Annotated in this window: 30 protein-coding genes; 21 read left to right on the top strand and 9 right to left on the bottom strand. The window is 32.6% G+C overall.

The window, feature by feature from the left end:
- Positions 1-837 precede the first annotated feature (837 nt).
- From ACHRV3_RS06000 to ACHRV3_RS05975, 6 genes are all read left to right on the top strand, one after another.
- Positions 838-1,179, top strand: a complete 342-nt coding sequence (locus ACHRV3_RS06000; protein ID WP_395433698.1) for a GNAT family N-acetyltransferase — start codon at positions 838-840, stop codon at positions 1,177-1,179.
- Between the two features lie 2 nt (positions 1,180-1,181).
- Positions 1,182-1,763 carry a TIGR00730 family Rossman fold protein gene (locus ACHRV3_RS05995; protein WP_395433101.1) on the top strand — a complete coding sequence of 194 codons (582 nt, stop codon included), beginning with the start codon at positions 1,182-1,184 and terminating at the stop codon, positions 1,761-1,763.
- Between the two features lie 88 nt (positions 1,764-1,851).
- Entirely contained in the window at positions 1,852-2,124 is a 273-nt protein-coding gene (locus ACHRV3_RS05990; RefSeq protein WP_395433100.1) for a hypothetical protein, read from the top strand.
- 127 nt (positions 2,125-2,251) lie between these two features.
- Positions 2,252-2,566, top strand: a complete 315-nt coding sequence (locus tag ACHRV3_RS05985) for an outer membrane beta-barrel protein (RefSeq protein WP_395433113.1) — start codon at positions 2,252-2,254, stop codon at positions 2,564-2,566.
- 157 nt (positions 2,567-2,723) lie between these two features.
- Positions 2,724-2,870, top strand: coding sequence for a hypothetical protein (locus ACHRV3_RS05980; RefSeq protein WP_395433626.1), 147 nt, complete (start codon positions 2,724-2,726; stop codon positions 2,868-2,870).
- Between the two features lie 269 nt (positions 2,871-3,139).
- Entirely contained in the window at positions 3,140-3,355 is a 216-nt protein-coding gene (locus ACHRV3_RS05975; RefSeq protein WP_395433112.1) for an outer membrane beta-barrel protein, read from the top strand.
- Between the two features lie 82 nt (positions 3,356-3,437).
- Here ACHRV3_RS05975 and ACHRV3_RS05970 read toward each other — a convergent pair whose 3' ends face one another.
- Positions 3,438-4,154 (bottom strand): sulfite exporter TauE/SafE family protein, encoded by a 717-nt coding sequence (locus ACHRV3_RS05970; RefSeq protein ID WP_395433099.1) that lies wholly within the window; start codon positions 4,152-4,154, stop codon positions 3,438-3,440.
- 129 nt (positions 4,155-4,283) lie between these two features.
- Between ACHRV3_RS05970 and ACHRV3_RS05965 the strand changes: the two genes are divergently transcribed.
- Complete coding sequence (locus ACHRV3_RS05965) at positions 4,284-4,700, top strand: Lrp/AsnC family transcriptional regulator (protein WP_395433098.1); 417 nt, start codon at positions 4,284-4,286, stop codon at positions 4,698-4,700.
- Positions 4,701-4,802: 102 nt separating this feature from the next.
- Here ACHRV3_RS05965 and ACHRV3_RS05960 read toward each other — a convergent pair whose 3' ends face one another.
- Complete coding sequence (locus tag ACHRV3_RS05960; RefSeq protein ID WP_395433625.1) at positions 4,803-5,927, bottom strand: LytR/AlgR family response regulator transcription factor; 1,125 nt, start codon at positions 5,925-5,927, stop codon at positions 4,803-4,805.
- A gap of 686 nt (positions 5,928-6,613) precedes the next feature.
- On the opposite strand from ACHRV3_RS05960, the gene ACHRV3_RS05955 reads away from it, so the two are divergent.
- The 14 genes from ACHRV3_RS05955 (at position 6,614) to ACHRV3_RS05890 (ending at position 20,921) form a co-directional block, all read left to right on the top strand.
- A complete protein-coding gene (locus tag ACHRV3_RS05955; protein WP_395433096.1) occupies positions 6,614-7,507 on the top strand; it encodes a helix-turn-helix domain-containing protein in 894 nt (297 codons plus the stop codon).
- 120 nt (positions 7,508-7,627) lie between these two features.
- Positions 7,628-8,257 (top strand): SDR family NAD(P)-dependent oxidoreductase, encoded by a 630-nt coding sequence (locus ACHRV3_RS05950; protein WP_395433095.1) that lies wholly within the window; start codon positions 7,628-7,630, stop codon positions 8,255-8,257.
- Between the two features lie 605 nt (positions 8,258-8,862).
- Positions 8,863-9,321 (top strand): DinB family protein, encoded by a 459-nt coding sequence (locus ACHRV3_RS05945; RefSeq protein WP_395433094.1) that lies wholly within the window; start codon positions 8,863-8,865, stop codon positions 9,319-9,321.
- A gap of 150 nt (positions 9,322-9,471) precedes the next feature.
- A complete protein-coding gene (locus tag ACHRV3_RS05940; protein WP_395433093.1) occupies positions 9,472-9,930 on the top strand; it encodes a DinB family protein in 459 nt (152 codons plus the stop codon).
- 147 nt (positions 9,931-10,077) lie between these two features.
- On the top strand, positions 10,078-10,536 hold the full coding sequence (locus ACHRV3_RS05935; protein ID WP_395433092.1) for a DinB family protein: 459 nt from the start codon (positions 10,078-10,080) through the stop codon (positions 10,534-10,536).
- Between the two features lie 147 nt (positions 10,537-10,683).
- A complete protein-coding gene (locus tag ACHRV3_RS05930; protein ID WP_395433624.1) occupies positions 10,684-12,090 on the top strand; it encodes an FAD-dependent oxidoreductase in 1,407 nt (468 codons plus the stop codon).
- 1,262 nt (positions 12,091-13,352) lie between these two features.
- Positions 13,353-14,339, top strand: coding sequence for a cytochrome P460 family protein (locus ACHRV3_RS05925; protein WP_395433623.1), 987 nt, complete (start codon positions 13,353-13,355; stop codon positions 14,337-14,339).
- A gap of 170 nt (positions 14,340-14,509) precedes the next feature.
- Positions 14,510-14,818, top strand: a complete 309-nt coding sequence (locus ACHRV3_RS05920; protein ID WP_395433622.1) for a hypothetical protein — start codon at positions 14,510-14,512, stop codon at positions 14,816-14,818.
- Positions 14,819-14,865: 47 nt separating this feature from the next.
- A complete protein-coding gene (locus ACHRV3_RS05915) occupies positions 14,866-15,639 on the top strand; it encodes a DJ-1/PfpI family protein (protein ID WP_395433171.1) in 774 nt (257 codons plus the stop codon).
- A complete protein-coding gene (locus ACHRV3_RS05910) occupies positions 15,579-17,804 on the top strand; it encodes a TonB-dependent siderophore receptor (protein WP_395433621.1) in 2,226 nt (741 codons plus the stop codon). Before ACHRV3_RS05915 ends, ACHRV3_RS05910 begins: the two co-directional genes overlap by 61 nt.
- 487 nt (positions 17,805-18,291) lie before the next feature.
- Positions 18,292-18,558, top strand: coding sequence for an ester cyclase (locus tag ACHRV3_RS05905; protein ID WP_395433169.1), 267 nt, complete (start codon positions 18,292-18,294; stop codon positions 18,556-18,558).
- A gap of 557 nt (positions 18,559-19,115) precedes the next feature.
- On the top strand, positions 19,116-19,385 hold the full coding sequence (locus ACHRV3_RS05900) for a hypothetical protein (protein ID WP_395433620.1): 270 nt from the start codon (positions 19,116-19,118) through the stop codon (positions 19,383-19,385).
- A 159-nt stretch (positions 19,386-19,544) separates the two neighbouring features.
- On the top strand, positions 19,545-20,009 hold the full coding sequence (locus ACHRV3_RS05895) for a helix-turn-helix domain-containing protein (RefSeq protein WP_395433619.1): 465 nt from the start codon (positions 19,545-19,547) through the stop codon (positions 20,007-20,009).
- A gap of 81 nt (positions 20,010-20,090) precedes the next feature.
- The gene (locus tag ACHRV3_RS05890; RefSeq protein WP_395433167.1) at positions 20,091-20,921 is read left to right on the top strand and encodes an SDR family NAD(P)-dependent oxidoreductase; all 831 of its coding nucleotides are present in this window, start codon (positions 20,091-20,093) and stop codon (positions 20,919-20,921) included.
- A 50-nt stretch (positions 20,922-20,971) separates the two neighbouring features.
- Here the strand turns inward: ACHRV3_RS05890 and ACHRV3_RS05885 are convergent, their stop codons facing one another.
- The 7 genes from ACHRV3_RS05885 to ACHRV3_RS05855 form a co-directional block, all read right to left on the bottom strand.
- Positions 20,972-21,346, bottom strand: coding sequence for a hypothetical protein (locus ACHRV3_RS05885; protein WP_395433166.1), 375 nt, complete (start codon positions 21,344-21,346; stop codon positions 20,972-20,974).
- A gap of 33 nt (positions 21,347-21,379) precedes the next feature.
- The gene (locus ACHRV3_RS05880) at positions 21,380-21,559 is read right to left on the bottom strand and encodes a hypothetical protein (protein ID WP_395433165.1); all 180 of its coding nucleotides are present in this window, start codon (positions 21,557-21,559) and stop codon (positions 21,380-21,382) included.
- Between the two features lie 366 nt (positions 21,560-21,925).
- The gene (locus ACHRV3_RS05875; RefSeq protein ID WP_395433164.1) at positions 21,926-23,191 is read right to left on the bottom strand and encodes a chloride channel protein; all 1,266 of its coding nucleotides are present in this window, start codon (positions 23,189-23,191) and stop codon (positions 21,926-21,928) included.
- 184 nt (positions 23,192-23,375) lie between these two features.
- A complete protein-coding gene (locus ACHRV3_RS05870; RefSeq protein ID WP_395433163.1) occupies positions 23,376-23,912 on the bottom strand; it encodes a DUF488 family protein in 537 nt (178 codons plus the stop codon).
- Position 23,913: 1 nt separating this feature from the next.
- Positions 23,914-24,603, bottom strand: a complete 690-nt coding sequence (locus ACHRV3_RS05865) for an SMUG2 DNA glycosylase family protein (protein WP_395433162.1) — start codon at positions 24,601-24,603, stop codon at positions 23,914-23,916.
- Positions 24,604-24,678: 75 nt separating this feature from the next.
- Complete coding sequence (locus ACHRV3_RS05860) at positions 24,679-25,077, bottom strand: cupin domain-containing protein (RefSeq protein WP_395433161.1); 399 nt, start codon at positions 25,075-25,077, stop codon at positions 24,679-24,681.
- 1 nt (position 25,078) lies between these two features.
- On the bottom strand, positions 25,079-25,342 hold the full coding sequence (locus ACHRV3_RS05855) for a phosphoribosylpyrophosphate synthetase (RefSeq protein WP_395433160.1): 264 nt from the start codon (positions 25,340-25,342) through the stop codon (positions 25,079-25,081).
- Positions 25,343-25,706: the final 364 nt, after the last annotated feature.

The following is a 25,706-nucleotide window of genomic DNA, read 5'->3' as shown; positions in this document are numbered from 1 at the left end:
AAAAAAAACGTTATGCTTAGCAGTGGCAGTAGTTTTGATGCTGTGAAACGAATTCCAGGTGTAATAGTAGCCAATGGGTGGTTTGTCATTAAATGGAAAAGAAGTAACTGTTTATGTCGATGGTACGCCAATTATCTTTTCGGGTACTGATTTACAAAATTATTTATCGTCACTTCCAGTAGCAGCTATAGAAAGATAGAATTAATTTATAATCAGGATGCTTCCTATGATAATAATTCGAGCGGTTCGGATATTAATATTGTAACCAATTCCAAAGGAATAAATGCTAGTTTTAAATTAAATTATGGACTGAATAGGTATCAAAAGTCAAGTTCGCAAATTTTATTAAACGGGAAAGAAAAAGATTTGAGTTGGCAAACGTTGTTTGGGTATTTTTATAGCGATGCGAAGTGCTGATGGTAAATAACCAAACATTTAATGCATTGAACTTCATAGTAAAATTAAAACATGGAAATTTTATTGATACTACTAATAGCAACCTGTTTTTTAGGTAGGGATGAATTATAAATTAACTGAAAAATCGCAATTACTTTTCAATTATAATGGAAATTATGTCAATGATAGAAACGAATTTAATACTTAGACTGTAGGGAACTTAATAAATTTACACAAATAATGGGAGGACTAAAAATAAGAACAACAACCACGAATAAGTTTGCAATTTAAAACATAAATGCTCAGAAAACTTTGGTTTTTCCGAGAAAGAAACTGATTTTGAACTCCTTTATGAAGTAGCTTCCGATCCTTTGATCTGGGAACAGCATCCGAACAAAAACCGTTATGAAAGAGAGGTTTTTTAAACTTTTTTAAGATGCAATACTGAGTAAAGGCGCTTTTCTGATCATTGACAAAAAAACAAATGAAGCGGTAGGAAGCACTCGTTTTTATGAATATGAGCCGGAGAACAAAAGTGTTTTTATTTGCTATACCTTTTATGGAAGAAAATATTGGGGCACGGGATTTAATCCGCAGGTAAAAAAAATGATGTTTGATTATTCCTTTAATGCGGTTGATAAAATTAGATTTCACATCGGGGCAGAAAATTACCGTTCGCAAATAGCTATTGGGAGATTAGGTGCAAAAAAAATAGATGAACAAGTGGTGGCTTATTATAATGAACCGTCCCGTTATAATTTTGTATACGAAATAGAAAAATAAAAATGAAAAGAATTACAGTTTTTTGCGGTTCCAGTTTTGGAACTGAAGATATTTATAAAGAACAGGCAACATTACTTGGGCAAACTTTGGCAAAACACAATATAGAGCTGGTTTATGGTGGCGCAAATGTAGGTTTGATGGGAGCTGTAGCAGACGGAATCTTAAATGAAGGCGGAAAAGCGATTGGCGTTTTACCCGATTTTCTGCGTTCTAAAGAAATCGCACATTTAGGTTTAACCGAATTGATTCTTGTAGAAAGCATGCACGAGAGAAAAACCAAAATGAATGATTTATGCGATGGCGTGATTGCACTTCCGGGTGGTTTTGGAACTCTCGAAGAGCTTTTTGAAATGATTACCTGGGCGCAATTGGGTTTACATAAAAAACCAATTGCTGTTTTAAATATCAATGGCTTTTATGATTCTTTAATAGCATTAACCCAGACTATGGTTGAGAAAGGTTTTCTGAAAAATGTAAATCAGGAAATGCTTTTAGTAAGCGATACTATTGAAGATTTATTAAATAAAATGAAAAATTACGTGGCTCCGACTGTGGGAAAATGGATTGATAAAAAGGAAGTGTAAAAATTCTTTTAGAACAAATTACATTTCTTTTCAAACAAATATCTAATAATAAATATCTCGAATTTTGTAAACTAAAACAATTTTAATTATGAGCACTTTTATTACAGATACAAAAACAATTACGCTGCTGTTGGCTACATTATTTACAGGGCTTTTAGCTGGTGTTTTCTTTACCTGGGGAAATGCTGTAGTTGCGGGAATTGGCAGACTTGACGATACAAATTATCTCAAAGAGTTTCATAATATGAATCGTAGTATATTAAATCCATTATTTTATTTAATATTTATTGGTCATTTGTTATTTTCGGCTATATCGGCATATTTTAACAAAGCATTTTTTTTGTTTCCTGGCTTATTATAAGTGCCGGAATAATAAACTCGACAATTTTGGAGAAAGTTTAGATGTTGTGGTATTCGGTAAATTTTTTGATAAAAAACCAATTACGACTGCAATTGACAATAGGAAAGTTGTGATTTAAGGTACGGTAATTAAACTAGACAACAATTATGTTAAATTTGATTTTGAAATTCGGTTGCAAAAACATAATTTTTCTGTTAGCATTGATGGAAAATATAATTCAATAAAAGCAAATAAGTCTGGGGCTTTTAATGCCAATAATGAATTAAAAAAAATCAACTTTGATTATAAAGAACGTAATTTGGCACTTTACGCATCGGCACATAAAAAAATAGATAAATTAGGTTTACCAGCTGGGGTTCGTTTTGGAGATTTCTCAATAAATATGGTTAACAACACCTTGACCAGTCCGATAAAATTTAACATCCAACTTCTTTCACAATAGATGTGCTCTTTATGAATTTAACGAGAATATAAATTCTTCAGCATCGTTTTACAAGAAATAAATCAGCCTCATTGCGATAGTTTGGATTCAAACAATTCAGCTAGTTTTGATCAATATAACGTGTCACAAGAAAACTCTTTTTTAAAACCAGCATTTCATGAGAACAATGAGTTTAAAACTTCTGCTTTCCAGTTTTGTTTGTCAAGGAGTTGATTATACGGCATCAAAAGACAATAATTTGGTAGTTTTCAATGCGCCTTCAAGCGGGCAAACTACTAGCAAACAGACCTTTCAACATTTTTAAAAAATTCAATACGTTTAGTGCTAATTTATCATTTTCGATTCCGCTAGATTATTTTTTTAAGGACAAAGAAGAATTTATTAGTCGTGAAAATGATATAGGAAAAATGAAGTGTATTTCGTTAATGTAAATTAGTAAAAACAGAAGCAAAGGGTTTTAAGTTTCTTTTCGAGAACAAAGCCATTACCAATTTTTCACCTCAAGTCCATCTTCTTACCTTGGGAGATTAAGATTACAATAAGTTATTTTATTGTGCCAATGATACGTGACAGATCTATAATGTCAACAACTCAATACAGAAATTTGATATTGCCTTTAACAAAAAAATATTTAAAAAATATTTAAATCTAGTTTTTTCAGCGACAGATTTGTTCAATACTAATAACGTAAATGTGGTTGTTGCAGGTCAGAACTTGAAAACCAATTTCTATAAAAAGGAAGATTCAAGAGCAGTTCGATTTCGAGTTAGTTTATTAATATATAAATAACTTATTTCAACAATAAACTAAGAATTAAAGGATTTAGTTTACTTAAAATTTTAATAATCTAAAGTAATTATAATTTTATTGTTTAAAATATAAGAATTACCCCCGAAATACATAAAAGGATCATTAACATCCTTTTAAACAGCTTCTCATTAATTTTCATAAAAGTACGTTTTCCAAAAAATTGAGCGAAAAGAAATACAGGAAATACTAGCATTGTCATTTTTAAATGATTAATATTTAATATTCCACTTACAACTAAAGCTGGAATCCTTGTTATGGTAACAAGCCCCAAGACCCCTATCATTGTCGCTCTAAAGGTTTTAAAGTCTTTGACAGAATTTTCAATACATATAACATAAAGAGGGCCTCCTGTAGAGAATAAACCTGAAAAAAAACCAGCCATAATTCCAAAGCTAATGAAACCTACTTTATTTAGTTGAATTTTCTTTTTACCGTAAGAGATATATAGCACATATAATAAAATAAAAACGCCAAGCCCTTTTTTTAATAATATAGGTTTGGAAAAAGTAAGAACTAATATTCCTAAAACAACCCCTATTACTGATGTTACAATAAGTTTTAAAATTATTTTTTTATCTATATTTTCAAATTCTTTTGCAATTAAGAAAATACTTGAAAATAAATAAAAGATTGAAATATATGCAACCGCATCTGGTAATTGCATACCTAAAAGTAAAATAGGGAGAGCTATTAAAGCTCCCGCAAATCCAATTACAGTTTGCACATAAAATCCTGTAAATATTCCAACTGCTAGTATAAAAAAAACTTCTATATTCATATAAAAAATAATAATATTTATTTATGATAAAATTATAGAGATTTGATTGACTAAAGAAATTGATTCTAAGGAAATATCGCTACTTTTACGAATAAAAATTCTATTTTGGTAATTAAAAACAATTAATCAATGGTGAATAATATAGATATTCAAATAATAAATATACTTAGGAAAGATTCGAGATCTTCATTTGCAGAAATAGGAAGGAAGATAGCTCTTTCTCCATCTTCTGTGCGCGAACGTATTGAGAAACTAAAAGATTTAGGGGTTATAAAATCTTATAGCATTCAGCTAAATCATTCGATGATGGGAAATGGCTTGGAAGTTTTTATAATGTTAAAAATTTTTGATGGTAAGCTTAAATATATATTATCAGAGATCACTAATTATCCCGAAGTACTGGAAGTTTTTAGAATTACCGGTCCATTTAATATTCATATGAGAGTAGCGCTTCGCGACCAACTGCACCTGCAACAATTTATAGACCAGCTCATCTCATATGGCAGTCCAACGACATACCTTATTCTTTCTGAACTAAAAAAATGATGATGTGCTTTCTTAATAGATAAGATCAATGCTTTTGAATAGGTGATTTTATTTGAGAAATTAATAACTATTTCTAGCGTAAAACATAAAATTGCAACCAATTTATTGGTCAAGCCATAATTTGAAATCTGCAACTTTATTTTTACTTATGATAATATCCATATTTACTTCAGATTTTATAATTAACTTAAGCTGATTCTTTCCGTAAAGCAATATAGTTTTAATTGCTCGGATATTAATTATAAATTGTCTGTTTGCTCTATAAAAACTAGTTTGATCAAGCCATCTTATAATTTCATCTAGGCTGTTATTGCTATTGAATTGACGATTCTCAAAGGTATTAATATAAGTAACTCCATTATTCAAAAAGACATAGGCAATGTCATTTGTATCGAGTTTTACAAGTTCATCTTTATGATAGGTAAGTATTCTTTTTTTCAATGTTTCGTTATCATTTGACAAACTTTTAGCTACAGGGTTTTTTGGATGGTTTAGTAACTTCTCCTGGTTGGTATTTAGTTGTATATTCAAAATTTGCAGTTCACTGACTTTATCATTTAAATTCTTTATTTCAAAATCTATTGCAGTTTGGTATTTTCGATATATAAGTCTTATACATGTGTAACAACAAATAACAATAATTAGGGTACTTAAAAGTAAACTTAAAACAAACTGTAGATGCATATCTGATAACTGTTTCTCAAGAACAGATATATTTGCATGAGATGCTACCATCCAATCTGTTCCTGTTACTGGATATATGTTTACGATTTCAGAACTTCTGTTCGAATTGTTAGGAAATACACGTAAACCATTCGATCTTTCTCCTTTCTGTAAGAGCACTCTTAATGTATTTACCTTTGTGTCTTTTATTCTTTTTATTTGAGAATTATCTTCCTGAATTTTTATTCCAATTAGTGCTGGATTGGGATGACAGAGCTCAATTCCTTCTCGATTATACATACAGATAAAATCACTACTTGTATCTGTATTTTGAATACTTATTTGAAGGTTATTAATTACTTGAGTCTTGGATAAGCCACTTCTGAGCTGTTCCTGTAAAAGACGGGATATTTCTCTGGTTTCTCTCTCTCCTGATTCTAATTTTAAATTCCACAAATTTTCTTTAGCCAAAGAGTAAAGATATTGAGAAGAGATTAAGCTGATAGTCAGAACAACGACACTTATGCTAAGAAGTATCAAAGTGTATAACTGCGTTTTTTTCATCTATTATAAATTTTTAAAATCAAACTAATTAAGTTTTGCAATAAAGACAAAAGTAAACAAATTATTTAGTTTTAAATATTCGGCTCTACGATCAAAATATGCCCTTTAATTCTATTAAATCTATACTGTAATTGAATTGTGTGTAAATTTGTTATACCAAGATTTTAAATAAAAAAAAAAGTAATTAACGGAAAAAGAAATAATAGGCCTTATGGTCTTATTTAAGTTTACTCTTTTACAGTTCTGCAAACCTGGACCAATAATAAAATACTGCATACCAACAAAAGATCTAAAAAATGTTCGTAAAGAGTTCAATGTTATTTTAAGAAGTTTCTGTTATGACTGTCATTCAACACAATCAACTTAAACTGGTATGATAAAAATATCTGCCAATTTTATAGTTCACTCACATATTAATGATGTTCGAAAAGCACTTTATTTTTTTAATTGGAATAGCCTAGCAAAGATTTTTTTTAACTGTATCAGCTAGAGTGCGATATTCTGATGTAGAAACCACCATTTCTCTAATTATTATGTGGTAGAAAGTTTGGTTTTAATTTCAAAAATAAATTATAACAGAAATGACGAACTACTGCAAAGTTTTAAATAACTAAGATTAGTGCATTCGTATAATATGTTCAATGTCAAAAAAATAATACTTCACTCATTATTAAATACCTTTATAAATGAAGAAAACTGAGATACCTGTTTTCCAATCTAGCAACGATATTCACGAAGCCATAGGATTTCCGCATAGAAGCCATATTCCCAATTTTGATGTGTATGCTGTAGAAAGGTTGCAATCTTCAGCTCGACTTTGGATGCCACCTTATAGACAAGGGTTTTATCATATAGGCCTATTGAGTTATGTTGGGGAAAGTAAATTGAACATTAATGCCGATCGACTTGTTACAGAAGAATATACTTTGTGGTTTGTAGTGCCAGGACAAGTGTTTTCTTGGGTACGTGATGAAAAAATGACCGGCTATAATATTATGTTCAAAAAAGAATTTTTAATGAATGTAGTTCCTAATTTAGTGGACGATTTTCCGTTTTTAAAAATGATAAAGAGCAAAGTATTAATGCCTACGAAAGAAGAGCTCGAATCTCTTCTTTTTGATGCCGAAAGAATGAATTCTGTTTTTAATAATCGACATCCTTACCAAGAAAAAATACTTGAAGGAATGTTGGTCTCATTTTTATATTTCTGCAAGGCAATTCACGAGCGTTATAAGGCTACCGAAAACCATTTAACTAGAGCACAATTGATTACACAGCGGTTTGAAAATCTGGTAGACAAGATGTTTGTCGATACCAAAAGTGTAGGCGATTATGCGCAAAAGCTCAACATTACGCCTAATTATTTGACCACATCTGTGAAAAAGCTAACAGGTAAAAGCGCCAAGGATTTAATTCAGGAAAGATTACTTGTGGAAAGTAAAAGTTTATTGAAGTTTTCTGATCTGGATATTGCAGAAATTGCCTATAAATTAAACTTTCAGGAACCGACCCATTTTACGAGATTCTTTAAAAAATTGAGCGGAACAACACCAAACAAGTTTCGCCGTACTGTACAATAAAAAAAATCATCTCAGAGTAAAAATATACCAACACACATTATTTGGGTCATTTATAATAGAAAAATGGTTATTTATAGAAATTGTTTCTATCTAATTTTGACGTAATAAATAGTAAGCACAATGAGAGTAAATAGAACAGCAGTAGTTACAGAATCTGGAAATGGGTTGGGGGAAATATTCGCTAATATTCTGTTGAAAAATAAATATGATATCATCCTAGCTGCAAGTACGAAAAGTTTTGAACTATTATCGCACAATGCTGATGGTTTGGTTAAATATAAGTTAATAGAAACTGATTTTACATCAGGAAAGAGCCTAGTAGAGTTAAAATCAATTATTGTTTCAGAATATGGGCATTTGGACTTATTGATTAATAATGCTGAAATGGCGAATGGTTTCGGTCAGAAAATAGATCAGTTAAATATTGATGAAGTACGACAAGTTTATGAAATGAATGTTTTGGCTGTTATGAGAATTATACAATCATTGAAACCTCTACTTGAAAAAAGTGAAGACACAAATATAATTAATATTACAAGTGCAATCGGCGATATCAATAAAATGAAAGATGACAACTTCTGTTATTCAAATAACTGCATTACTGCTTATGCAACTTCAAAAGCAGCTTTAAATATGTATACCCATTTACAAAGCAATGAATTCAAACCATCAAAAATAAACATTCATACTTTTGATCCTACTGCTTTAAAAAATTGTACCCATTATTCTGTAGAGTCCAAGAAGAAGTAGAAGACGAATTCATTTCACTTATAAGACACTAAAGATTATTAATATAAAATTGATCAATACAATTCTTTAATTGGATACAAAATTTGTAGTGAGATTAAACGTGAAAGTGTGATTCGTAAATTGAGTGCTTCTTGTTAATGACTTCACGTCGTAGCTTGTCTGTTTCAAGCAATTCCTCCTTTTTTAACTGGCTGCTGATTTTATTTTTAAGTGAATTTCAATAATAAAACAATTAGAAAATTAAATTATCGAAACTAATGACAGAAAGAATTAGGTCATAATTTAAAAAGATCTGCAGGTATTTATCAACAATAGATTTGCAGTTTTATTATATATGAATGGCTAGACATTCAAGGCAACTTGTCCTGATCTTTATAGTAACGAAAACTAGTAATTCGAACAGACGGTTTAATGAAAACACAATATCAATTATCAATGATTTAATAATTAATTAAACTGAAAGCTAAATAGATCTAGCAAACAACAGGAGTATGATTAAAGCGGAGATTCCGCGGTAAGTAGGTGCATTTGTGGTAAAAATGACAATTTTTGCTTGGGCACAAACTTTTAGGATAATTTAGAATACAAATAAAAATTAAATAAATATGCAAACAGAAATTGAAAAACTAAGAAAGACAAGATTATACGTACTTGACTTGATCAAGGATTTAAGTATCAAACAACTAAATGAGATTCCTGATGGATTTAACAACAATATAATTTGGAATATAGGACACCTTATTGCCGTTCAACAGGGATTATGTTATGTATTGGGAGGTGTAAAGCCAGTTCTTAATGAAAAATATTTGACCAATTATAATTCTGGGTCAAAACCCGAATTTTTTATTGACAACGACGAGGTTGAAAAGATAATAGAATTATTTATTACCGTTCTTGATAAATTGGAAACAGATTATAACGAAAACATTTTTACAAATTATAGCACATTTACAACTCCTTATGGCATTGAGTTAAAGAATATTGATGATGCTTTAATATTTACCTTATTTCACGAAGGGCTCCATACAGGATATATACTGGCAATGAAACATTTACTGAAATAAAAAACAGCAGTAAAAACGGTTTTTCAAAAGTGGGGAGGACCGTGTGTCGTTGCAGCATCTGTGCTAAAATAACGCCAGTATGGTCAACTCAAAACGGCAATTACTGATAATTTTCAAGACAGAATAAAAATAATATAAATATTAATAAATATGCAAACAGAAATTGAAAAACTAAGAATGACAAGATTACATGTTCTTGACTTAATCAAAGATTTAAGTATTGAGCAACTAAATGAAGTTCCTGAGGGGTTTAACAATAATATAATTTGGAATTTAGGACACCTTATGACAGCTCAGCAAGGACTGTGTTATTTACAGGCAGGTCTAAATGCCGTTGTAGACGAAAAATATTTTATCGATTATAAACCAGAGTCAAAACCCGAATCCTTTATAGACAGTACGGATGTAAAAAAGATAAAAGAAGTATTTATTAGCGTTCTTGATAAATTGGAAACAGACTATGACCAAAATATTTTTAAAAATTATAGTCCCTTCACAACTCCTTATGGCATCGAGTTAACAAAAATTGACGATGTTTTAACATTTATCTTATATCATGAAGGACTTCATACAGGCTATATAATGGCAATGAAACATTTGCTGAAATAAAAAAGACTACTAAAGAGTGGTATAGTAAAAATGGTGGTTCGTTGGTTAATAATAGCATTTCTGGCAGAAACGCCATCTTGCTCAAGCCGCAAACTGTTAGCGCCAATTTACAAAACAAAACATAAACAATAGATAATAAAAATAATTATGCAAACAGAAATTGAAAAACTAAAAAAGACAAGATTATATGTACTCGACTTAATTAAAGATTTAAGTATTGAACAACTAAATGAAATTCCTACAGGGTTTAATAATAATATCATTTGGAATTTAGGCCACCTTATTGTCACTCAACAAGGATTGTGTTATTTAAATGTAGGTATAAAGCCCGTTGTGGAGGAAAAATATTTTATCCATTATAAATCAGGATCAAAACCCGAATGCTCTATTGACAAGGGGGATGTAGAAAAGATAAAAGACCTCTTTATCATCGCTATTGATAAAATGGAAGCAGACTATAAAGAAAATATTTTTAAAAATTATAACACAATTATAACTCCTCAGGGTATGGAGTTGACTAGTATTGACGATGCCTTAAAACTCAATTTATATCATGAAGGACTTCATACAGGCTATATAATGGCAATGAAACATTTGCTAAAATAGAACTATTGTTAACGGCTTGGTGCAAATGGCGGTAAAGCGTTCAGCAGGGATGTCTGTCCAAGTTGGATTAATTCTTCGGCTGAATATTTGTGGTTAAAACGCGATCATCACCAAGCCGAAAACTGTTAAAACATAGATAAAGAACAGATGAATAAAATAACCTTATACGGTGCAGATTGGTGCCCTGATTGCAGAAGAGCTAAATCCTTTTTAAAAGAAAACAATATCAATTTCACTTTTATAGATGTAGATTTAGATAAAGAAGCTACTATAAAAGTAGAAGCTATAAATAACGGTAAGCGTATAATACCTACGATTTTGATTAAAGAAAAGTCTTATACCAACCCAGACAACATCGAATTATCCTCTATTTTAGGAATAAATGAAATTGGTAGAGTACAGTTAATTGGCGCAGATTGGTGCCCAGATTGCAGAAGAACAAAGAATTTTTTAAGAGACAACTTCATAAATTTCGAATTTATTGCTGTTGATGAAAATGATTGGGCAGCATCTAAAATAGAAGAAATTAATAACGGAAAAAGAATCATACCAACGGTTTTAATTGATGGGACGCTATACACCAATCCGGATAATAGCACTTTAACAGAACTTTTATCTTTAAACATTAAAAAAGAACATAAAATATTCGACACCATAATAATTGGTGGTGGTGCTGCTGGTCTAACTACTTCAATTTATGCACAAAGAGATCACTTTGATACACTTATTTTGGAGAAAAAAAACATTGGTGGAAACGCTTTTCTTACTGAAAAAATTGAAAATTATCCTGGTTTCATTTCTATTTCTGGTCCAAAATTAATGGGCAAAATGGAAGAGCAAGCTAAAACCTACGGAGCAGTTATTAAAACAGGTGAAGAGGTGGTAGGAATTTCAAAAAAAGATGGACTGTTTACTGTAAAAACTAAAAGCACCTCATTTTTTAGCAAAACAGTTGTTTTATCTACCGGTTCTACATACAGACTTTTAGGAATCCCCAACGAAACTGAACTAATTGGTTCGGGTATTCATTTTTGTGCTACTTGTGATGGGGCATTTTATCGAGATAAAGACATAATTGTAATAGGTGGAGGAAACTCCGCTCTGGAAGAAGGAATGTTTTTGGCGGGATTTTGTAAATCTGTTAAAATTATAAACAGGTCCAATCAATTTACTGCCTCAAAAACTTATATAGAAAAGTTAAAAACCATAGATAATATCGCTACGTACATGAATAAAACTTCTGTTGAATTTATAGCAGGAGAAAACAATTTGTTCCAATCATTAAAAGTAAGGGATAATGAAACCAATAAAGAAGAAGTTATTTCAGCAGATGGTGTTTTTATTTTCATCGGCCTTAAACCAAATACCTCTCCTTTTAAAGGCGTTGTTGAACTTAATAAAAGTGGTTTTATAAAAACATCGATATTTGGAGAAACTTCTGTAAAAGGAATCCTTGCAGCGGGAGATTGTAGAGAAGGTGCTATTTCGCAAGTTGCTGCGGCAACTGGTGAAGGGGTTCTGGCTAGTTATGGAATTAGAAATCTGCTTAAATAACGTTTGCTTAGGTCCAATTGTGGTAAAAAAGAACAAACCGATATTTTATCGAAAAATTCGAAGAGAGGTAATAATTGCTAAATTTACAGAATGAAAGAACTGTTAAACTTTTATTACAATTCAGGAATTTGAACCAACAACAAATTGAACTGATCACAAGTAAAGCAACAGAGTTGGGCCTTCATAAAGGAGAGTGTTTTTTGGAAAACAGGAAATGGGTAAGAACCGTGGTTTCATCATGAATGCAATTCTTCGTGTTTATTACTATAACATAAAAACGAAGAAATTGCAAGTTACTTGTTGAAGAAAACCATTGGCTTTTCGATTGGAAAATCCTAATGGAAGTTTTATCCTGCGGCAAATTTACAAGCTATTACCAATTGCAGACTTATTTTTTTTTAAGAGATTGGAAAGAAATATCTGGTACTATTATTGGTTTGAATTGCCATTTCAAAAAAATCACAAAACATAAATCGAAAAAGTTGGGAAAAGGGAGTCAATTAGTTTCTAAGACGTATCCAAACGCTACCGGTTTTTTTTAAGAAAAAATGCCTAAAAACTGTCACCAGTCGTTCTTTATCCTACGTTGCTTTATATTTACTAATTAAGCCAGAAACAGGAAGCAGAATAAGAAATAGTGTTTACTGATTACTTTTGAAAAATGTAAACAATTTTATTTTTCAGCGATTTTACTTTTACACATTAATTTTAAAACATAAGAAATAAAATTTATATTAATAAAAGAGCAAACAAAGGTATTGGCTTTTAGACAGCAAAATAACTTTTGCAAAAAGGATTTTTAGATTTGCTCATTAACAACGAAGAAATACTGGGCGAAATGCAACAGCTTGCAACAGAAGTATGAATTATAACTTTAAAAGAGTATATGAAGGCAATGTATATGGCGCATATAAATTATTCAAACATTTCTTGATTTGTTGAAAAAATCAGATGAGCCACGTATTGTAAATGTTAGTTCAATTTTAGGTCACTTACATTGCATACCAACCCAGCTTATAAGTTTAATAATGCAAAATCTGTGCGTATAATTCTTCAAAAATGTACTGATATATATATACTGTTAAGTCCTAGTATAATTTTTTAAATGGAATATAGGTATAGGGACAAAGTAACAACTATTTAGTTTTAAATTTTCCGCTTTAAGGGCAAAAAATACCCTTTAATCTTTTTAAAGCATTTGTATCATTTGAGTTGTGTCTAACTTTGCTTTGTCAAAATTATTAATTTAAAATAAAGAATCAATGAAAAAAGGAAGTAAAATAGGTCTTATGGTCTTATTAGGGTTTTTTCTTTTGCAGTTCTTCAAACCTGAACCAATAAAATACACAACACCGACAAAGGATTTAAATAATGTTCCTAAAGAGGTAAATGTTATTTTACGAAATTCATGTTTTGACTGTCATTCAAATACACCCAACTTAAGCTGGTACGACAAAATAACACCTGCCAATTTTATAGTTCATTCACATATTAATGATGCCCGAAAAGTACTTAATTTCTCTAATTGGGACAGTCTGCCAAAACCGAAACAGAATGCAGTGTTGTATTACGCTTTTAATAAAATACTATCTGGTGAAATGCCACTTCCAAATTACGCTGCTCTGCATCCATCTGCAAAATTGGATGATACTTCAATGAAAATATTAAAAAATTACGTTAACTCTATTGCGGTAAGGAAAGCAGTAGACAAAACCGCTAACCTAGTTTTGTTGGTTAAAAAAGAGAATAGTAATGATGAACTTTTAATCACGACAATTTCTGATTATGCTAATATAAAGCCGTCTCTTAATAAAATTTCATATATCCCCAACTTTAGACATTGGAAAGCAGTTAGTACATCGGATCGTTTTGACAATGGTACAATGCGAATAATTTATGGCAATGATGTTGCCGTAGATGCAATAAAGCAAAAAAAGACAAATCCATGGCCAGATGGTACTATTTTCGCGAAAACAGCTTGGAAACAAAAGATGGGGACTGATGGCAACATTTCACCAGGGGAATTCATTCAGGTAGAATTCATGATAAAAGACACGAAAAAATATGCAAGTACCAAGGGATGGGGTTGGGCACGATGGAAAGGAAACGATTTAAAGCCTTATGGGGAAAATGCTAATTTCGATCAGGAGTGTATTAATTGTCATAAACCCGTTGAAAATTACGATTACGTTTTCACTATGCCTCTTCATCTTGATGTTAATAAATATAAAATTTACGATAAAAAATAAGTAAAATGAAATATCTTCTTAAATACTTTACTACCATAATGGCATTCATTTTTATATCATCTTGTGCCCGAAAAGAAAACAATATTAATAATAAAGCTTCTCTTTCCGTTTTAGGTGACCTACCTGAAAATCCATTACTTTTTTCACCCATAACATTTTCAATTAATCCTATGAAACATTCCATGTCTACATTGTATGGGAATCGATCCGCGATCCGATATGCAAGAATTAATAGAAATGGTTTTTATCCAAAGGGATCGATACTATATGAAGTTACGTGGAAACAAAAAGCGGATTCACTATGGTACGGTGCCAATATTCCAAGCCAGATAATACAAGTAGAAAGGGTGGTTTTCACCGGGAATCATCAGCATCAATATGAGATTTATACAGGAAATCCATTAAAAAAAATACCAGCGACATTTCAAACTGAAAGAACTAAATTTATTCTATCTCAACGCATGGTATCTACACCATAATTAGGATAATTTAAGAACAGTACACTATATACTAAATTTTAAAATAAATGAAATACCTAATATTTATAATGCTTTCATTTCTTGGAATGAATTCGTACGCGCAGCATTCCCCTGAAAACCATTCAAAGAAGATGGATGATCTATCAAAAGCAACTCAGCAGGATACCATAAAAATTGCCATATTACTCTATAAGGACGTTGTCCTTCAGGATTTTGCCGGACCAATGGAAGTCTTTTCCAAAGCAAAGAATCTTACAAAAGGGAAATACAAAATTTTTACGGTGGGTCTGGAGCCGGGAGAAATTGTTACCGAAAATAGCCTGCTGAAAATCAGACCTGACTATTCGATTGAAAATTTTCCGACGGCCGATTATATTATTGTCCCTGGAGCAAGTATGCCCGCTGTTTATCAATTGATGCACAATGAAAAGCTTAATTTTTTTATAGGTAAATGGAATACCGATCCCAATATAAAAATAGTTTCAATTTGTACCGCATCTTACCTATTAGCAAACACCGGGATTCTTGAAGATAGAAAAGCAACCACACATTACTTTGTTGCAGATTATTTTGCAGAACAGTACCCAAGAATTCAACTGATCCGTGATGTGCGTTTTGTTGATGAGCGCGAAATTATCACAACCTCGGGGGTAACTTCCGGGATCGATGCTGCGCTTTACATCGTTGGCCAGCACAGCGGTGACATGATCCAAGCCATGATAAACCGTGCGCTGCAATACAACTACAACCAGAATGAGAAATGGCCGGTACCCGCCAAAGGGATGAGATACCGTGGCGAAGGCAAAAAGATCAAACAATGAAAAAGTCAATCATAATTATTATTGCGGCACTGGGCATTGGGGTAGATTTGAATGCACAAACAAGAGATTCGGTGCAGACACATATTTTAGAGGAGGTGATTATTAATGTTGAAAGAAAATCATTGGACCGCTCAAGCGAAACAGCTTCTAAACTTCGTTTAAAGAACATTGAAAATCCCCAAGTCGTCAACAGTGTGAACCAATTGGTTATTCAGCAGCAGGGAATTTCAAATTTCCCTGACGCATTGCGCAATATCCCGGGGATAACGAGAAGCTGGGCTTCAGTTTCCCCATTTTATACATCAAGAGGTTTTATGGTAAGGAACTATATCCGAAACGGGATGGTGAGCTACGCTGCTTCTGATATGGATTTGGTGAATATTGAGCAGATTGATATGGTCAAAGGCCCAGTCGGGACGCTTTTCGGATCTTCGGCTGTTTCATTCGGCGGAATGATCAACCGCGTAACCAAGCAGCCTTTAAAGGATAAGAAAATCTCAGCAGGCTATCAGTTTGGAAGCTATGACCTTAGCCGCTTTATCACCGATATAAACTTGCCGTTAAACGAAGAGCAAACCGCTCTTTTCAGAATCAATGCTTCTCATACTTACAATGGTTCTTTCAGTGATGCCGGATACTTAAAAAGCACCTTTATTGCCCCAAGTATCCTTTACAAAGTAAACGACAGGCTTATATTGTCTTTAGATGCAGAAATTTATGGAAGAGAAGGAACTTCCGAGCCCCAATTTTCGCCGGTTGGCCCCAAACAAAAAAGTAGTTCCGGCACATGGGCAGCTACCCCGGAGCAGCTGAACATTAACTATAAGAAATCATTTTCCAATAATTCCATCACCTTGAAAGATCCGGCCAGGAATTTTTACGGGAAGGTAGAATACAAAATCTCTGACAAGTGGAGGATGCAGACCAATATTATGAATGGAAACACTTCAAACACAGGAAATTACCTTACGTTCGGAATCAAAGCGGGCGACTCTATCCTCCAAAGAAGGGTAAGCCACTATCCAACCTCAAAAATCACAACAATTCAGATCCAACAGAATTTTATGGGAGATTTCAAGGTCGGGCCGGTTAGAAACCGTTTTGTTGCAGGGTTAGATTATTACAGAATTTCTAATAATTCCGAAAGTAATGCTCTGAACGGAAGAGGCGGGCGTCCTGTTTACGATGAACTCACTATTTCAGGAATCAATCATAATTACAATGATATCAATCCAGATCTTATTTCGGACAAGCTTTCCGGTTACCTTTCCATAGCTACAAAATCCGTACAAAACACAGTGGGAATCTATGTTTCTGATGTTATTAACCCTACAGAGCATCTTTCTGTAATGCTAAGTGCAAGATTTGACCGGTTTCTTAATGATGGTTCCACTAACCTGGTGACAGGTACCACTAGTGGCAATTACAATCAGAATTCATTCTCGCCGAAACTTGGTGTGGTTTATGAATTTATTGAAAACCAATTCGCCGTGTTTGCTAACTACAACAACGGATTCCAAAATACGGCCCCTGTGACGCAGCCCGATGGGTCCGTATCTGCCTTTAAACCTCAATACGCCAACCAGACTGAATTCGGGGTGAAAACTGACCTGTTGAAAAACAAATTGACAGCAACCTTGAGTTATTATGACATCCGTGTAAGGAACGTCCTTCGATCTGCTGTAGTGGATCCTACATTCACGGTGCAGGAGGGCAACCAGTTCAGTAAAGGTGTGGAGTTGGATTTGATATCGAGTCCTGTGGACGGCCTTTTCCTGAAAGCAGGATATGCCTACAACAACAGCAGATTGACCAATGCGGAAGCTGCCGTCAATGGGTTACGTCCTGTAAGTTCGGGACCTGAACATACTGTTAACTGGTATGCTTCCTATACTTTTGAGCAGGCAGTATTGAAGGGTTTAGGTATTGGTTTGGGAGGAAATTTTAGTGGAAAGAACTACCTTATCAACAACACTGCCAATGGACAGTTTTATACCAATGAATATACACTTTTTAATGCTAATATTTTCTATGATCAACCCCGCTACCGTTTCAGTATCAATGCAGAAAACTTAGGAAACAAACGGTATTACTATGGAGGTCTGGGTAATTTTACACCAGGAATGTTGCAAAGGGTATCCGCAAGTATTCATATAAGGGTGTAAATTTCTAATATATACTTTACAAAAGAGCTGCCCAAAAGGATACTCACTGCCCTCATGAAAGCCATTATTTTGGCTAAATCTCTTAAATCGTCTTCTCCCTGCATTATTTTTTAATTTTAATGTTCGGGTGTGAATTTAAAGGCTGTGCTCAGTAGCTATAAGAATGTGGCAGTTAATGGCGGTGTGTGGCTGATTGCTATTTATGACCTCTTTGCCGTTTCCTTTTTTTCTTCATCTTGTTGGCAAAATCCTGTTCCTCGTAATCGTCATCCTGTGCTTTAGGACCCACCCTACTATACTTCCATTAACCGCCTCCTTATTTTTAAAAGTCGAACCAATGATAGGGGAAGCCGGTCGAAATTTATTGCTGAATTTGACTGAAGATCTATGTCGCCTACTTAATGAATTGTATATCTTTGTTATTAATTGAGGCAGTAATTTAGAAAAAAATAAATTCTATAAATCATTGACATTCAAAAATATAACAATGAATAAATATAAAGATATTTACGTAGAGTACATTGAATGTCTAAACAGGCATAAGGTTGAAAACTTGGGAATATTCATTCACGAAGATGTTTACTACAATAATCAACATATTGGATTATCACGATATCAAAAAATGTTAGAAAAAAACTTTATAGATATTCCTGACCTTTATTTTAATGTTCAGCTTTTAACTTGCGACGACTTGTATGTAGCAAGCAAACTTAGTTTTGCCTATACACCGAAAGAGAATTTTTCTTGGTCCTGATGTAAATGGGAAAAGAATTTTTTAGTGAAAATGTCATTTATAAATTCAAAGGGAAAAAGATTGAACAAGTATGGTCAGTTATAGATAAAGCAACTATTGAAACACAACTTTAACAGATGATTTTAAGTGTGATTTGGGTATCATAAAAGATTTAAAGCACTAATATCGATAAGTCTGGTACTTATTGTCTTGAATAACATCATTTGGTATTGGTTTAACTCATTTCGAGCGTAGATAAATTATAGTTTTTTCTCTGGTCAATTATATTTTTTCTTCTTTTCCATAGGTTCCCAAATGCTTGTTCTTCGTAAAAGTCCCCTGTGCTTTGGGCAATAAACCGCCTAATGTTCAATCGAAATGTTTTCGTATTTTTCAGAAGAATGTGACGATGGCGGTGAGAAGCAGTGTTTGGCATACCAAATTTTTCAATTGTTTAAGTTTTCGAGAAACTAATCATAAAGAAATCAAATCGTAATTATAAGCGTAATTTGCCCTCTTGATTAAGAATTTGCCCTTTGATTTCGTTACTAATTGTGCACTTTACTAATAGCTCTAAAATGGAAAAATTTGAAGATTTTTACCTACATAAGTTCAATAAATATCCTGAAAACCTACACAAAACTATTGGGCAGTTTAATGTGTTTCATATTGAAACTCGAATGAGAAAAAACCAAGAATTTCCAGTTCACATTCGTAGAAATTTCTTTAAAATAATGCTCTTTTCGGGCGAAAATACTTTTAAGTATGGTAATCAAAATATCAAGGTAAGTGGAAATACTTTGATGTTCTTTCACCCGGATATTCCGTATTCTTATCAACCTTTATGATCTAAAACAAAAGGATATTTTTGCGTTTTTAAGAGTGAATTTTTTCAAGGTAATTACAAGTTAGATCTAGACAATATTTCTCTTTTCAAATCATCAATTCCGCCCATTTTTAAACTATCCAAAAGCAATTACCAAGAAGCAGAAAGTTTATTCTCAAAAATGCTGCGGGAAGTAGAGGGCAATTACATTTACAAATACGACCTGATTAGGAATTATGCCAGTGAATTGTACTTCCTGGCAATGAAATGGACACCGCCCGAAAATCTTTTTCAATATGGGGATGCGAACAAACGAATTACAATGATTTTTTTGGAATTATTGGAACAACAATTTCCCATTCAACACAAAACAGACAAACTGAAACTCCGCGTACCAAATGTGTATGCGGATGAAATGTTTATTCATGTCAATTACCTTAATCGTAGTCTAAAAAAAGTAACGGGAAAAACAACAAGCCAACACTTATTTGAGCGAATATGCACAGAAGCAAAAATCTTACTTAAACATACAAACTGGTCAATTTCTGAAATATGTGATGTTTTAGGGTTTGACGATCTTGCACACTTTAACAAGTTCTTCAAAAAACAAACAGGAATAAATCCCAGATCTTTTAGATTGGTTTGATTTTTACAAATATTGGTACTGTTTTTACCATCATTATACAAGCAGTATGTTCTAATTTTCCAACTACAAAAAAGTATAAAAATGGAAAATTCAAAAGTATGGTACATCACAGGAGCGTCTAAAGGTATCGGACGTTCATTAGTAGAAAAATTGCTATTGCAAGGAAATAAAGTTGCTGCAACATCACGACAAATTTCTGCGTTGTCTGATATAACAAGTGAAAATTTTTTGCTTTTGGAAGTTGATTTAACAGACGAAAAATCAATCGCAATATCATTAAAAAAAACAAAAAATGCTTTTAGTAAAATCGATGTGATTGTCAACAATGCAGGTTATGGGATTGGTGGTGCAATTGAAGAATTATCCGAGCAGGAAATAAACGATAATTTCAATGTCAATTTTTTCGCTGTTGTAAAAGTAATTCAACAAGCATTACCTTATTTAAGAAACCAACATTCAGGACACATCATTAACATTTCATCAATCGCAGGTTTTGCACCCGGACTTGGCTGGAGCATTTATTGTGCTGCGAAATTTGCAGTAACAGGTTTATCAGAAGCATTGGCAAATGATTTGAAACCATTGGGTATCAATGTAACAGCAGTTTTGCCCGGTTGGTTCCGAACTAATTTTGCAAAACGGGGCTCTATTGCATTTAGCAAAAGACAAATTGATGATTATAGTTTTTTGAGAACGTCACATCAAAAAATGGATGAAATAGATGGCAAACAGTTAGGGAATCCCGACAAAGTCGCTGACACTTTCATTGAATTGGTGGCCAATCAAAATCCTCCGACACTCTTATTTTTAGGAAGTGATGCTTACAAAAGGGCAAATGACAAAATCACTCAATTATCACAGCAAATTCAGCAATGGAGAAATCTTTCTGCATCAACAGATTTTAAAGAATAAGCAAGTCTGCAATCATAAGAAATGGATAATGGTGCTGGTGTTGAATGCTTTCATTTTTGTCTATGTTTTCTCTTCTTCCTCATTTTATTGGCGAAATCCTGTTCCTCGTAATCTTCGCCCAGTTCTTCGGATAACAATCCGCCTAATGCTTCAATCAAACCGTCTTCATGTTTTTCAGTAGTATTCAGGAATTCGAACAAATGATGAGGTTCTTGCGCAGGAAGGTCTGCATTATTTGTTCTTGATATTTTCGATTGTAGTTCAACAGGCTCTTTAATGTCGGGTTTGATATTATTGTTCCAATAATCATTAAAAGTATTGGCAGAAAGTTCCTTGCCCAAAAGCGAACCGTTCCAAATTGTTTTAGAATTGTTGTCTATAAAATTTATTCTGTAAATACGCCCTTTGTCATTTCTACGAATCACTAATTCTTTGTGCGGCCAACTGTTTCTTAAAATTTAGTTCATCATTTGTTGATTGCAGTACAGTGATAATGGCTGATTGCAAAGTTTTTTGGCTTGGATGGTTTTCAAAGCTGTTTTACTTTTCTCAAGATGCAATTCTAAAGCTTGAAGTCCAGCATTTTTTCCAAACAAAGAAGCCTTGAAACAGATGCCCAGCTCTTTCTCCTTTTTCATTTAAAGGAATGTACAATAATCCCTTGTGAGCTTTTTTCTGCAATTCGGCCTCAACTTTTTGAGTGGTAATATTGAATAACGAAAGCAATGCGTTTTATTCGCCAATGTCTGGTATTGGTAATATTTCGGCAAATGGCGAACTACCGAAACTATCTCGCGTCTTAGTTTATATATACGAACAATAGATTATAATATTTATTATAATATTTATTATAAATTGAAAAGTGCAAATTAATTTGCATAATGGTCCATATGTACCTTTTAAATTCCTTTTGTTTTAATATAACTTTCGTATTTAGTATAGTTGTTAAAGAAGGGATAAGTTCAGCTAACCTTTACATTTCTTAACTTGTTACCGACCGATTGTTATTTTGTTGTCAAATAAAAATCATATGAATAAACATTATATGGTAAAAGTTTTTTTGAAAAAAAATACGAAATTATACTTCCTAATAAAATAGGAACAAACAGTAAATATCCATTTGGCAGTAAGCTGCATATCAGAACTAAAGAAGTAAAGGGTGCAAAAAGCGAAGCAGATAACGTAGCTGCTGCCCCTACTAAAGCAAAGTTTAATGGAATTAAATTTGCCCCAAAATAATTATTACCAATAAAAGCAATAAGGAGTCCTAAAAATGCTCCAGAAACGATGCTTGGTGCAAATACACCTCCATCACCACCCGCTCCAAGTGTTAACGATGCGGCCAGAGGCTTTAAAACAGTAATAATTAATAAGAAAAAAATTGAAATGTTTGGTGCCGTTATTGATTCGTGTAGTACCTCTCGAAGAGCATCGTAACTATCACCATATAAACCTGGGAAAAAGTAAATTAATAACCCGACAATCAAAGCACCTAAATTCACACGTATGAAATTGTTTGAGATAGTTGCAAAAAGACCTTTTATCCGAGTAACTAAAAGTGTGAAATAAACCGCCAGTACTGCTGCAAAAAGACTTAAAATAATAAAAAAAGGAAAAGCCTTCCAGTTCCAATCTACAATGGTGTATCCAAGCAACGGTTTATTGTCAAATAAGTAAATAAACAACCAGCTTACTAATGCTGAAGAAGTACAAGCAATAACAAGTGTTTTGCTTATTTTTCTTGCAATGACTTCTATAGCAAATAACCAACCAGCCAAAGGACTGCAAAATAAAATTGCAACACCTGCAGTTACCCCAGCGCAAATTAATTCCCTTTTGTATATTTTTGCAGATAAATTCTTTTTGTAAGCAAAGTTTCCAATAGTTGCCGTAGCCACGACGGTAGATACTTCCACACCGGTTGAACCTCCAAATATTACGGTAAGAAAACCATTAATGTAATGCGAAGGTATTTTGAATAAAGGTAAGTGATCTTTGCGCTGGTCTAGTGTTTTATATATTTCGGTTATTCCTTTATTTTTGCGATTCCTAAATACATATTTTCTTAAAAAATAAATAGCTGTAATTCCAATTGTAGGAAATAAAATGATTGCTATCGAATAATTACTAACAGCGTTAAATAGATACTGTTCAAAAAATTCAGTTAATTTCTTTAGTGAAAATGCTAGCAATGCCCCGCATAATCCAACAATAAAAGATATCAATATAAGTTTAAAGTAGTTTCGATTAATTATCTTTTGTCTTTCCATTAGTAGATTTATAGTGTTTTCTTAAAATAACAAAATTAAATGATTAGAAGGGTAAGTTGTAATTTTTTTGTTTTTTTAATTTAAAATAAAATAATCATGCATTGTTTTAAGGTTTTTTATCTCAAATCACTTGTCGACAACTAAAAAAATATAGTTTCTATAAAATAGATTTTTAACTGCGAATTTAACTTTCATCAGAATAGAATATACAATCGCCAACTATTCTTGCCGGGGAAGTGTATCTATGTTCCTGAGTTTTTCCTATTGCCATAATATGTAATACTGTCCAATGTTGCGCTTTTAGAGAATCAGATATCATGGAACGGTGACATCGCCACCAAAGTGCTTCAGAACACATAATAACAGTATTGTTTTCTATGGCAATGTGTTTTAGATTTTCGATAGCATCTTTAAATTCATTGGATTCCATGTAATCGGCATAGCCCCTGAAAGAAGGGTTGTCCCAACGGGTATTTTTTGTGTTTTTTTCAGCCTTTCGTCTTCCGCCCAAACTGGACAAATGAATATAGGATATTCCAGCTTCTTCCATGGTTATCTTTAAATTATCCTGATCGAACTGAGGAAACTTACGAGAGCCTGGCATACTCCTGATATCGGCAAGAGTTTTAATATCGAACGAATGCAACATTTCCAAAAACTCTGCTAAACTATGAGTTGAATGTCCTATAGTGTAAAGCGTACATTTCGCTACTTGTTTCATTCTATTTATTTAACGTTAGAATATATTTATCTATATACAGTTGTTTTTCTTTGGATTTGTATTGTTGAATATAGCGCGGATGCTCAAGGACTGTTATCCTATCAAATAAATTTTCCTCTTTGTTGATCTTTTGGATAAAATTGGCATTTTTCTTTCCAAGCACGAAAACTTCTGAAGTATTAAGTCCTAGACTTATGTGATTTTTTAAGGAAAGAATCATAAAACCTTTGACCATTTCAAAGAGCCTTATATCATCGTAGTAATTGGCGTTTAGCCATTTACCTTCTTTTGTTTGACGAATAATAGCTAAAGGAAATGGCGAATTGATATAAAAGTCTTGATAGAAATTGTCGACCCCACCATATTCAGCAATCATGTCATACATAAAAACAGATGATATTTCGTGTGTTTTTGCTGATTGCATTTTAATTCCACAAACACTTTCTAATCTTTTGGTGTCTGTAAATGGAACGCCTGTTACTCCAGCTCCATACCGGCTCGGATTAATACCAATAATGAATTTTCTTGGCTGGAAATCGTTATAATATTTATGATAAAACTGCTCCATGGCCACGATGGTTTCGGGATTATCAAGATAAGGGTTTAGTACCTTAAAACCTTTCGGCATTTTTCCTGAATAGTGCAAATGGTAATTGTAATCAATCACTTTATCACCAAATGTTGTCGACATTTCATTTATGTTTAATTGCATTACTTTATACAAACAAAAGACCATTTGCTTTAGGATATTACAATTGGGTTCTAATTATTTGTTGTGAATAGCAAGAGTCAATAAAAAGAAACTTTCTTTTAGAGCTGTTACACTATGAGTAATGTTTTCTTCTAATGCAATCATTTGTCCTTTTTCTATGATGACACTTTGTTGTTGGGTTACAAAATTTATTTTTCCTTCCAATGTTTGCACGCTTATTACTCCATTTGCTTTATGCGTTTTTAATTCTGCATTTTCGTGAAGTCCCATTAACACAATTCGCATCGTTTCCGATTTGAAAATGGTGAGAGAATTACGGTCGCTCGTTTTCCAAGTTATTTCATTTTTTATTTGGTCAACAAATTCATTTAAGTCCATTTCTACCAATTGAGCATTTAAAACTCTGCTGCCATCAGGACGCTGAGGCGTTGATTCGTTAGATTTATTTTCCATACTATTGTGAGTATTTAGTTTGTAATTTTTCTATTAATTTAGAAGTCACTTGGTCTGATGAAATACCGTATCCATCAACTAAAAGTCCTCTTAAATTAAATTTTTCAGAAGAAATAGCATAAAGTATGGACTGATAATCAGGATCAGAAGCACCTTCAAAACGGTACGTTTTGTCAATTTGAAAATCCTCTGGAGATAGCGTGATGTTTGTTTGATGACATACAATACATTTTTCTTTAATGTTAAAGTCATGACGGTAACCCAACTTGACTAGACCGTTTATAGTTTCTGATAATGTCCCGTAACTTTCGTTTAAATGAATCTCATTGTTTTTTAATTATGATATAAAGCTTTAGAGAAGTTAGAGAGGAGGTAAATAAGATCAATCTGTAAAAAAAATCGCCACTCCATTACTTACAAATATAGCGAAACTATTGCATAAAATACGTTTTAGTAGATTGACTTATTGGGATTTAAATAATATTTTCAATATAATTCATAATATTTTACGTTTATTCTAGTATTTAAATTTATCCAGACCCTCAACAATTGGCACAAACCAAATGTTATTTTTAATAAATTGAAAGTTGGCGTAAGCCTCAATCGTAAATTGTTTGTTTCCATTTTCT

It is taken from the genome of Flavobacterium sp. FlaQc-49 (assembly GCF_044005985.1).
GTDB lineage: Bacteria > Bacteroidota > Bacteroidia > Flavobacteriales > Flavobacteriaceae > Flavobacterium > Flavobacterium cupriresistens.
This window is presented reverse-complemented; position numbering and strand designations above follow the sequence as displayed.

What these genes read in the sequence shown, in the direction of transcription:
- ACHRV3_RS05995 (WP_395433101.1), top strand. Translation starts at nt 1,182, where the DNA reads ATGAAAAGAATTACAGTTTTTTGCGGTTCCAGTTTTGGAACTGAAGAT.
- ACHRV3_RS05990 (WP_395433100.1), top strand. Translation starts at nt 1,852, where the DNA reads ATGAGCACTTTTATTACAGATACAAAAACAATTACGCTGCTGTTGGCT.
- ACHRV3_RS05980 (WP_395433626.1), top strand. Translation starts at nt 2,724, where the DNA reads ATGAGAACAATGAGTTTAAAACTTCTGCTTTCCAGTTTTGTTTGTCAA.
- ACHRV3_RS05970 (WP_395433099.1), bottom strand. Translation starts at nt 4,154, where the DNA reads ATGAATATAGAAGTTTTTTTTATACTAGCAGTTGGAATATTTACAGGA.
- ACHRV3_RS05965 (WP_395433098.1), top strand. Translation starts at nt 4,284, where the DNA reads ATGGTGAATAATATAGATATTCAAATAATAAATATACTTAGGAAAGAT.
- ACHRV3_RS05960 (WP_395433625.1), bottom strand. Translation starts at nt 5,927, where the DNA reads ATGAAAAAAACGCAGTTATACACTTTGATACTTCTTAGCATAAGTGTC.
- ACHRV3_RS05955 (WP_395433096.1), top strand. Translation starts at nt 6,614, where the DNA reads ATGAAGAAAACTGAGATACCTGTTTTCCAATCTAGCAACGATATTCAC.
- ACHRV3_RS05950 (WP_395433095.1), top strand. Translation starts at nt 7,628, where the DNA reads ATGAGAGTAAATAGAACAGCAGTAGTTACAGAATCTGGAAATGGGTTG.
- ACHRV3_RS05945 (WP_395433094.1), top strand. Translation starts at nt 8,863, where the DNA reads ATGCAAACAGAAATTGAAAAACTAAGAAAGACAAGATTATACGTACTT.
- ACHRV3_RS05940 (WP_395433093.1), top strand. Translation starts at nt 9,472, where the DNA reads ATGCAAACAGAAATTGAAAAACTAAGAATGACAAGATTACATGTTCTT.
- ACHRV3_RS05935 (WP_395433092.1), top strand. Translation starts at nt 10,078, where the DNA reads ATGCAAACAGAAATTGAAAAACTAAAAAAGACAAGATTATATGTACTC.
- ACHRV3_RS05930 (WP_395433624.1), top strand. Translation starts at nt 10,684, where the DNA reads ATGAATAAAATAACCTTATACGGTGCAGATTGGTGCCCTGATTGCAGA.
- ACHRV3_RS05925 (WP_395433623.1), top strand. Translation starts at nt 13,353, where the DNA reads ATGAAAAAAGGAAGTAAAATAGGTCTTATGGTCTTATTAGGGTTTTTT.
- ACHRV3_RS05920 (WP_395433622.1), top strand. Translation starts at nt 14,510, where the DNA reads ATGAAACATTCCATGTCTACATTGTATGGGAATCGATCCGCGATCCGA.
- ACHRV3_RS05915 (WP_395433171.1), top strand. Translation starts at nt 14,866, where the DNA reads ATGAAATACCTAATATTTATAATGCTTTCATTTCTTGGAATGAATTCG.
- ACHRV3_RS05910 (WP_395433621.1), top strand. Translation starts at nt 15,579, where the DNA reads ATGGCCGGTACCCGCCAAAGGGATGAGATACCGTGGCGAAGGCAAAAA.
- ACHRV3_RS05905 (WP_395433169.1), top strand. Translation starts at nt 18,292, where the DNA reads ATGAATAAATATAAAGATATTTACGTAGAGTACATTGAATGTCTAAAC.
- ACHRV3_RS05900 (WP_395433620.1), top strand. Translation starts at nt 19,116, where the DNA reads ATGGAAAAATTTGAAGATTTTTACCTACATAAGTTCAATAAATATCCT.
- ACHRV3_RS05895 (WP_395433619.1), top strand. Translation starts at nt 19,545, where the DNA reads ATGCTGCGGGAAGTAGAGGGCAATTACATTTACAAATACGACCTGATT.
- ACHRV3_RS05890 (WP_395433167.1), top strand. Translation starts at nt 20,091, where the DNA reads ATGGAAAATTCAAAAGTATGGTACATCACAGGAGCGTCTAAAGGTATC.
- ACHRV3_RS05880 (WP_395433165.1), bottom strand. Translation starts at nt 21,559, where the DNA reads ATGAAAAAGGAGAAAGAGCTGGGCATCTGTTTCAAGGCTTCTTTGTTT.
- ACHRV3_RS05875 (WP_395433164.1), bottom strand. Translation starts at nt 23,191, where the DNA reads ATGGAAAGACAAAAGATAATTAATCGAAACTACTTTAAACTTATATTG.
- ACHRV3_RS05870 (WP_395433163.1), bottom strand. Translation starts at nt 23,912, where the DNA reads ATGAAACAAGTAGCGAAATGTACGCTTTACACTATAGGACATTCAACT.
- ACHRV3_RS05865 (WP_395433162.1), bottom strand. Translation starts at nt 24,603, where the DNA reads ATGTCGACAACATTTGGTGATAAAGTGATTGATTACAATTACCATTTG.
- ACHRV3_RS05860 (WP_395433161.1), bottom strand. Translation starts at nt 25,077, where the DNA reads ATGGAAAATAAATCTAACGAATCAACGCCTCAGCGTCCTGATGGCAGC.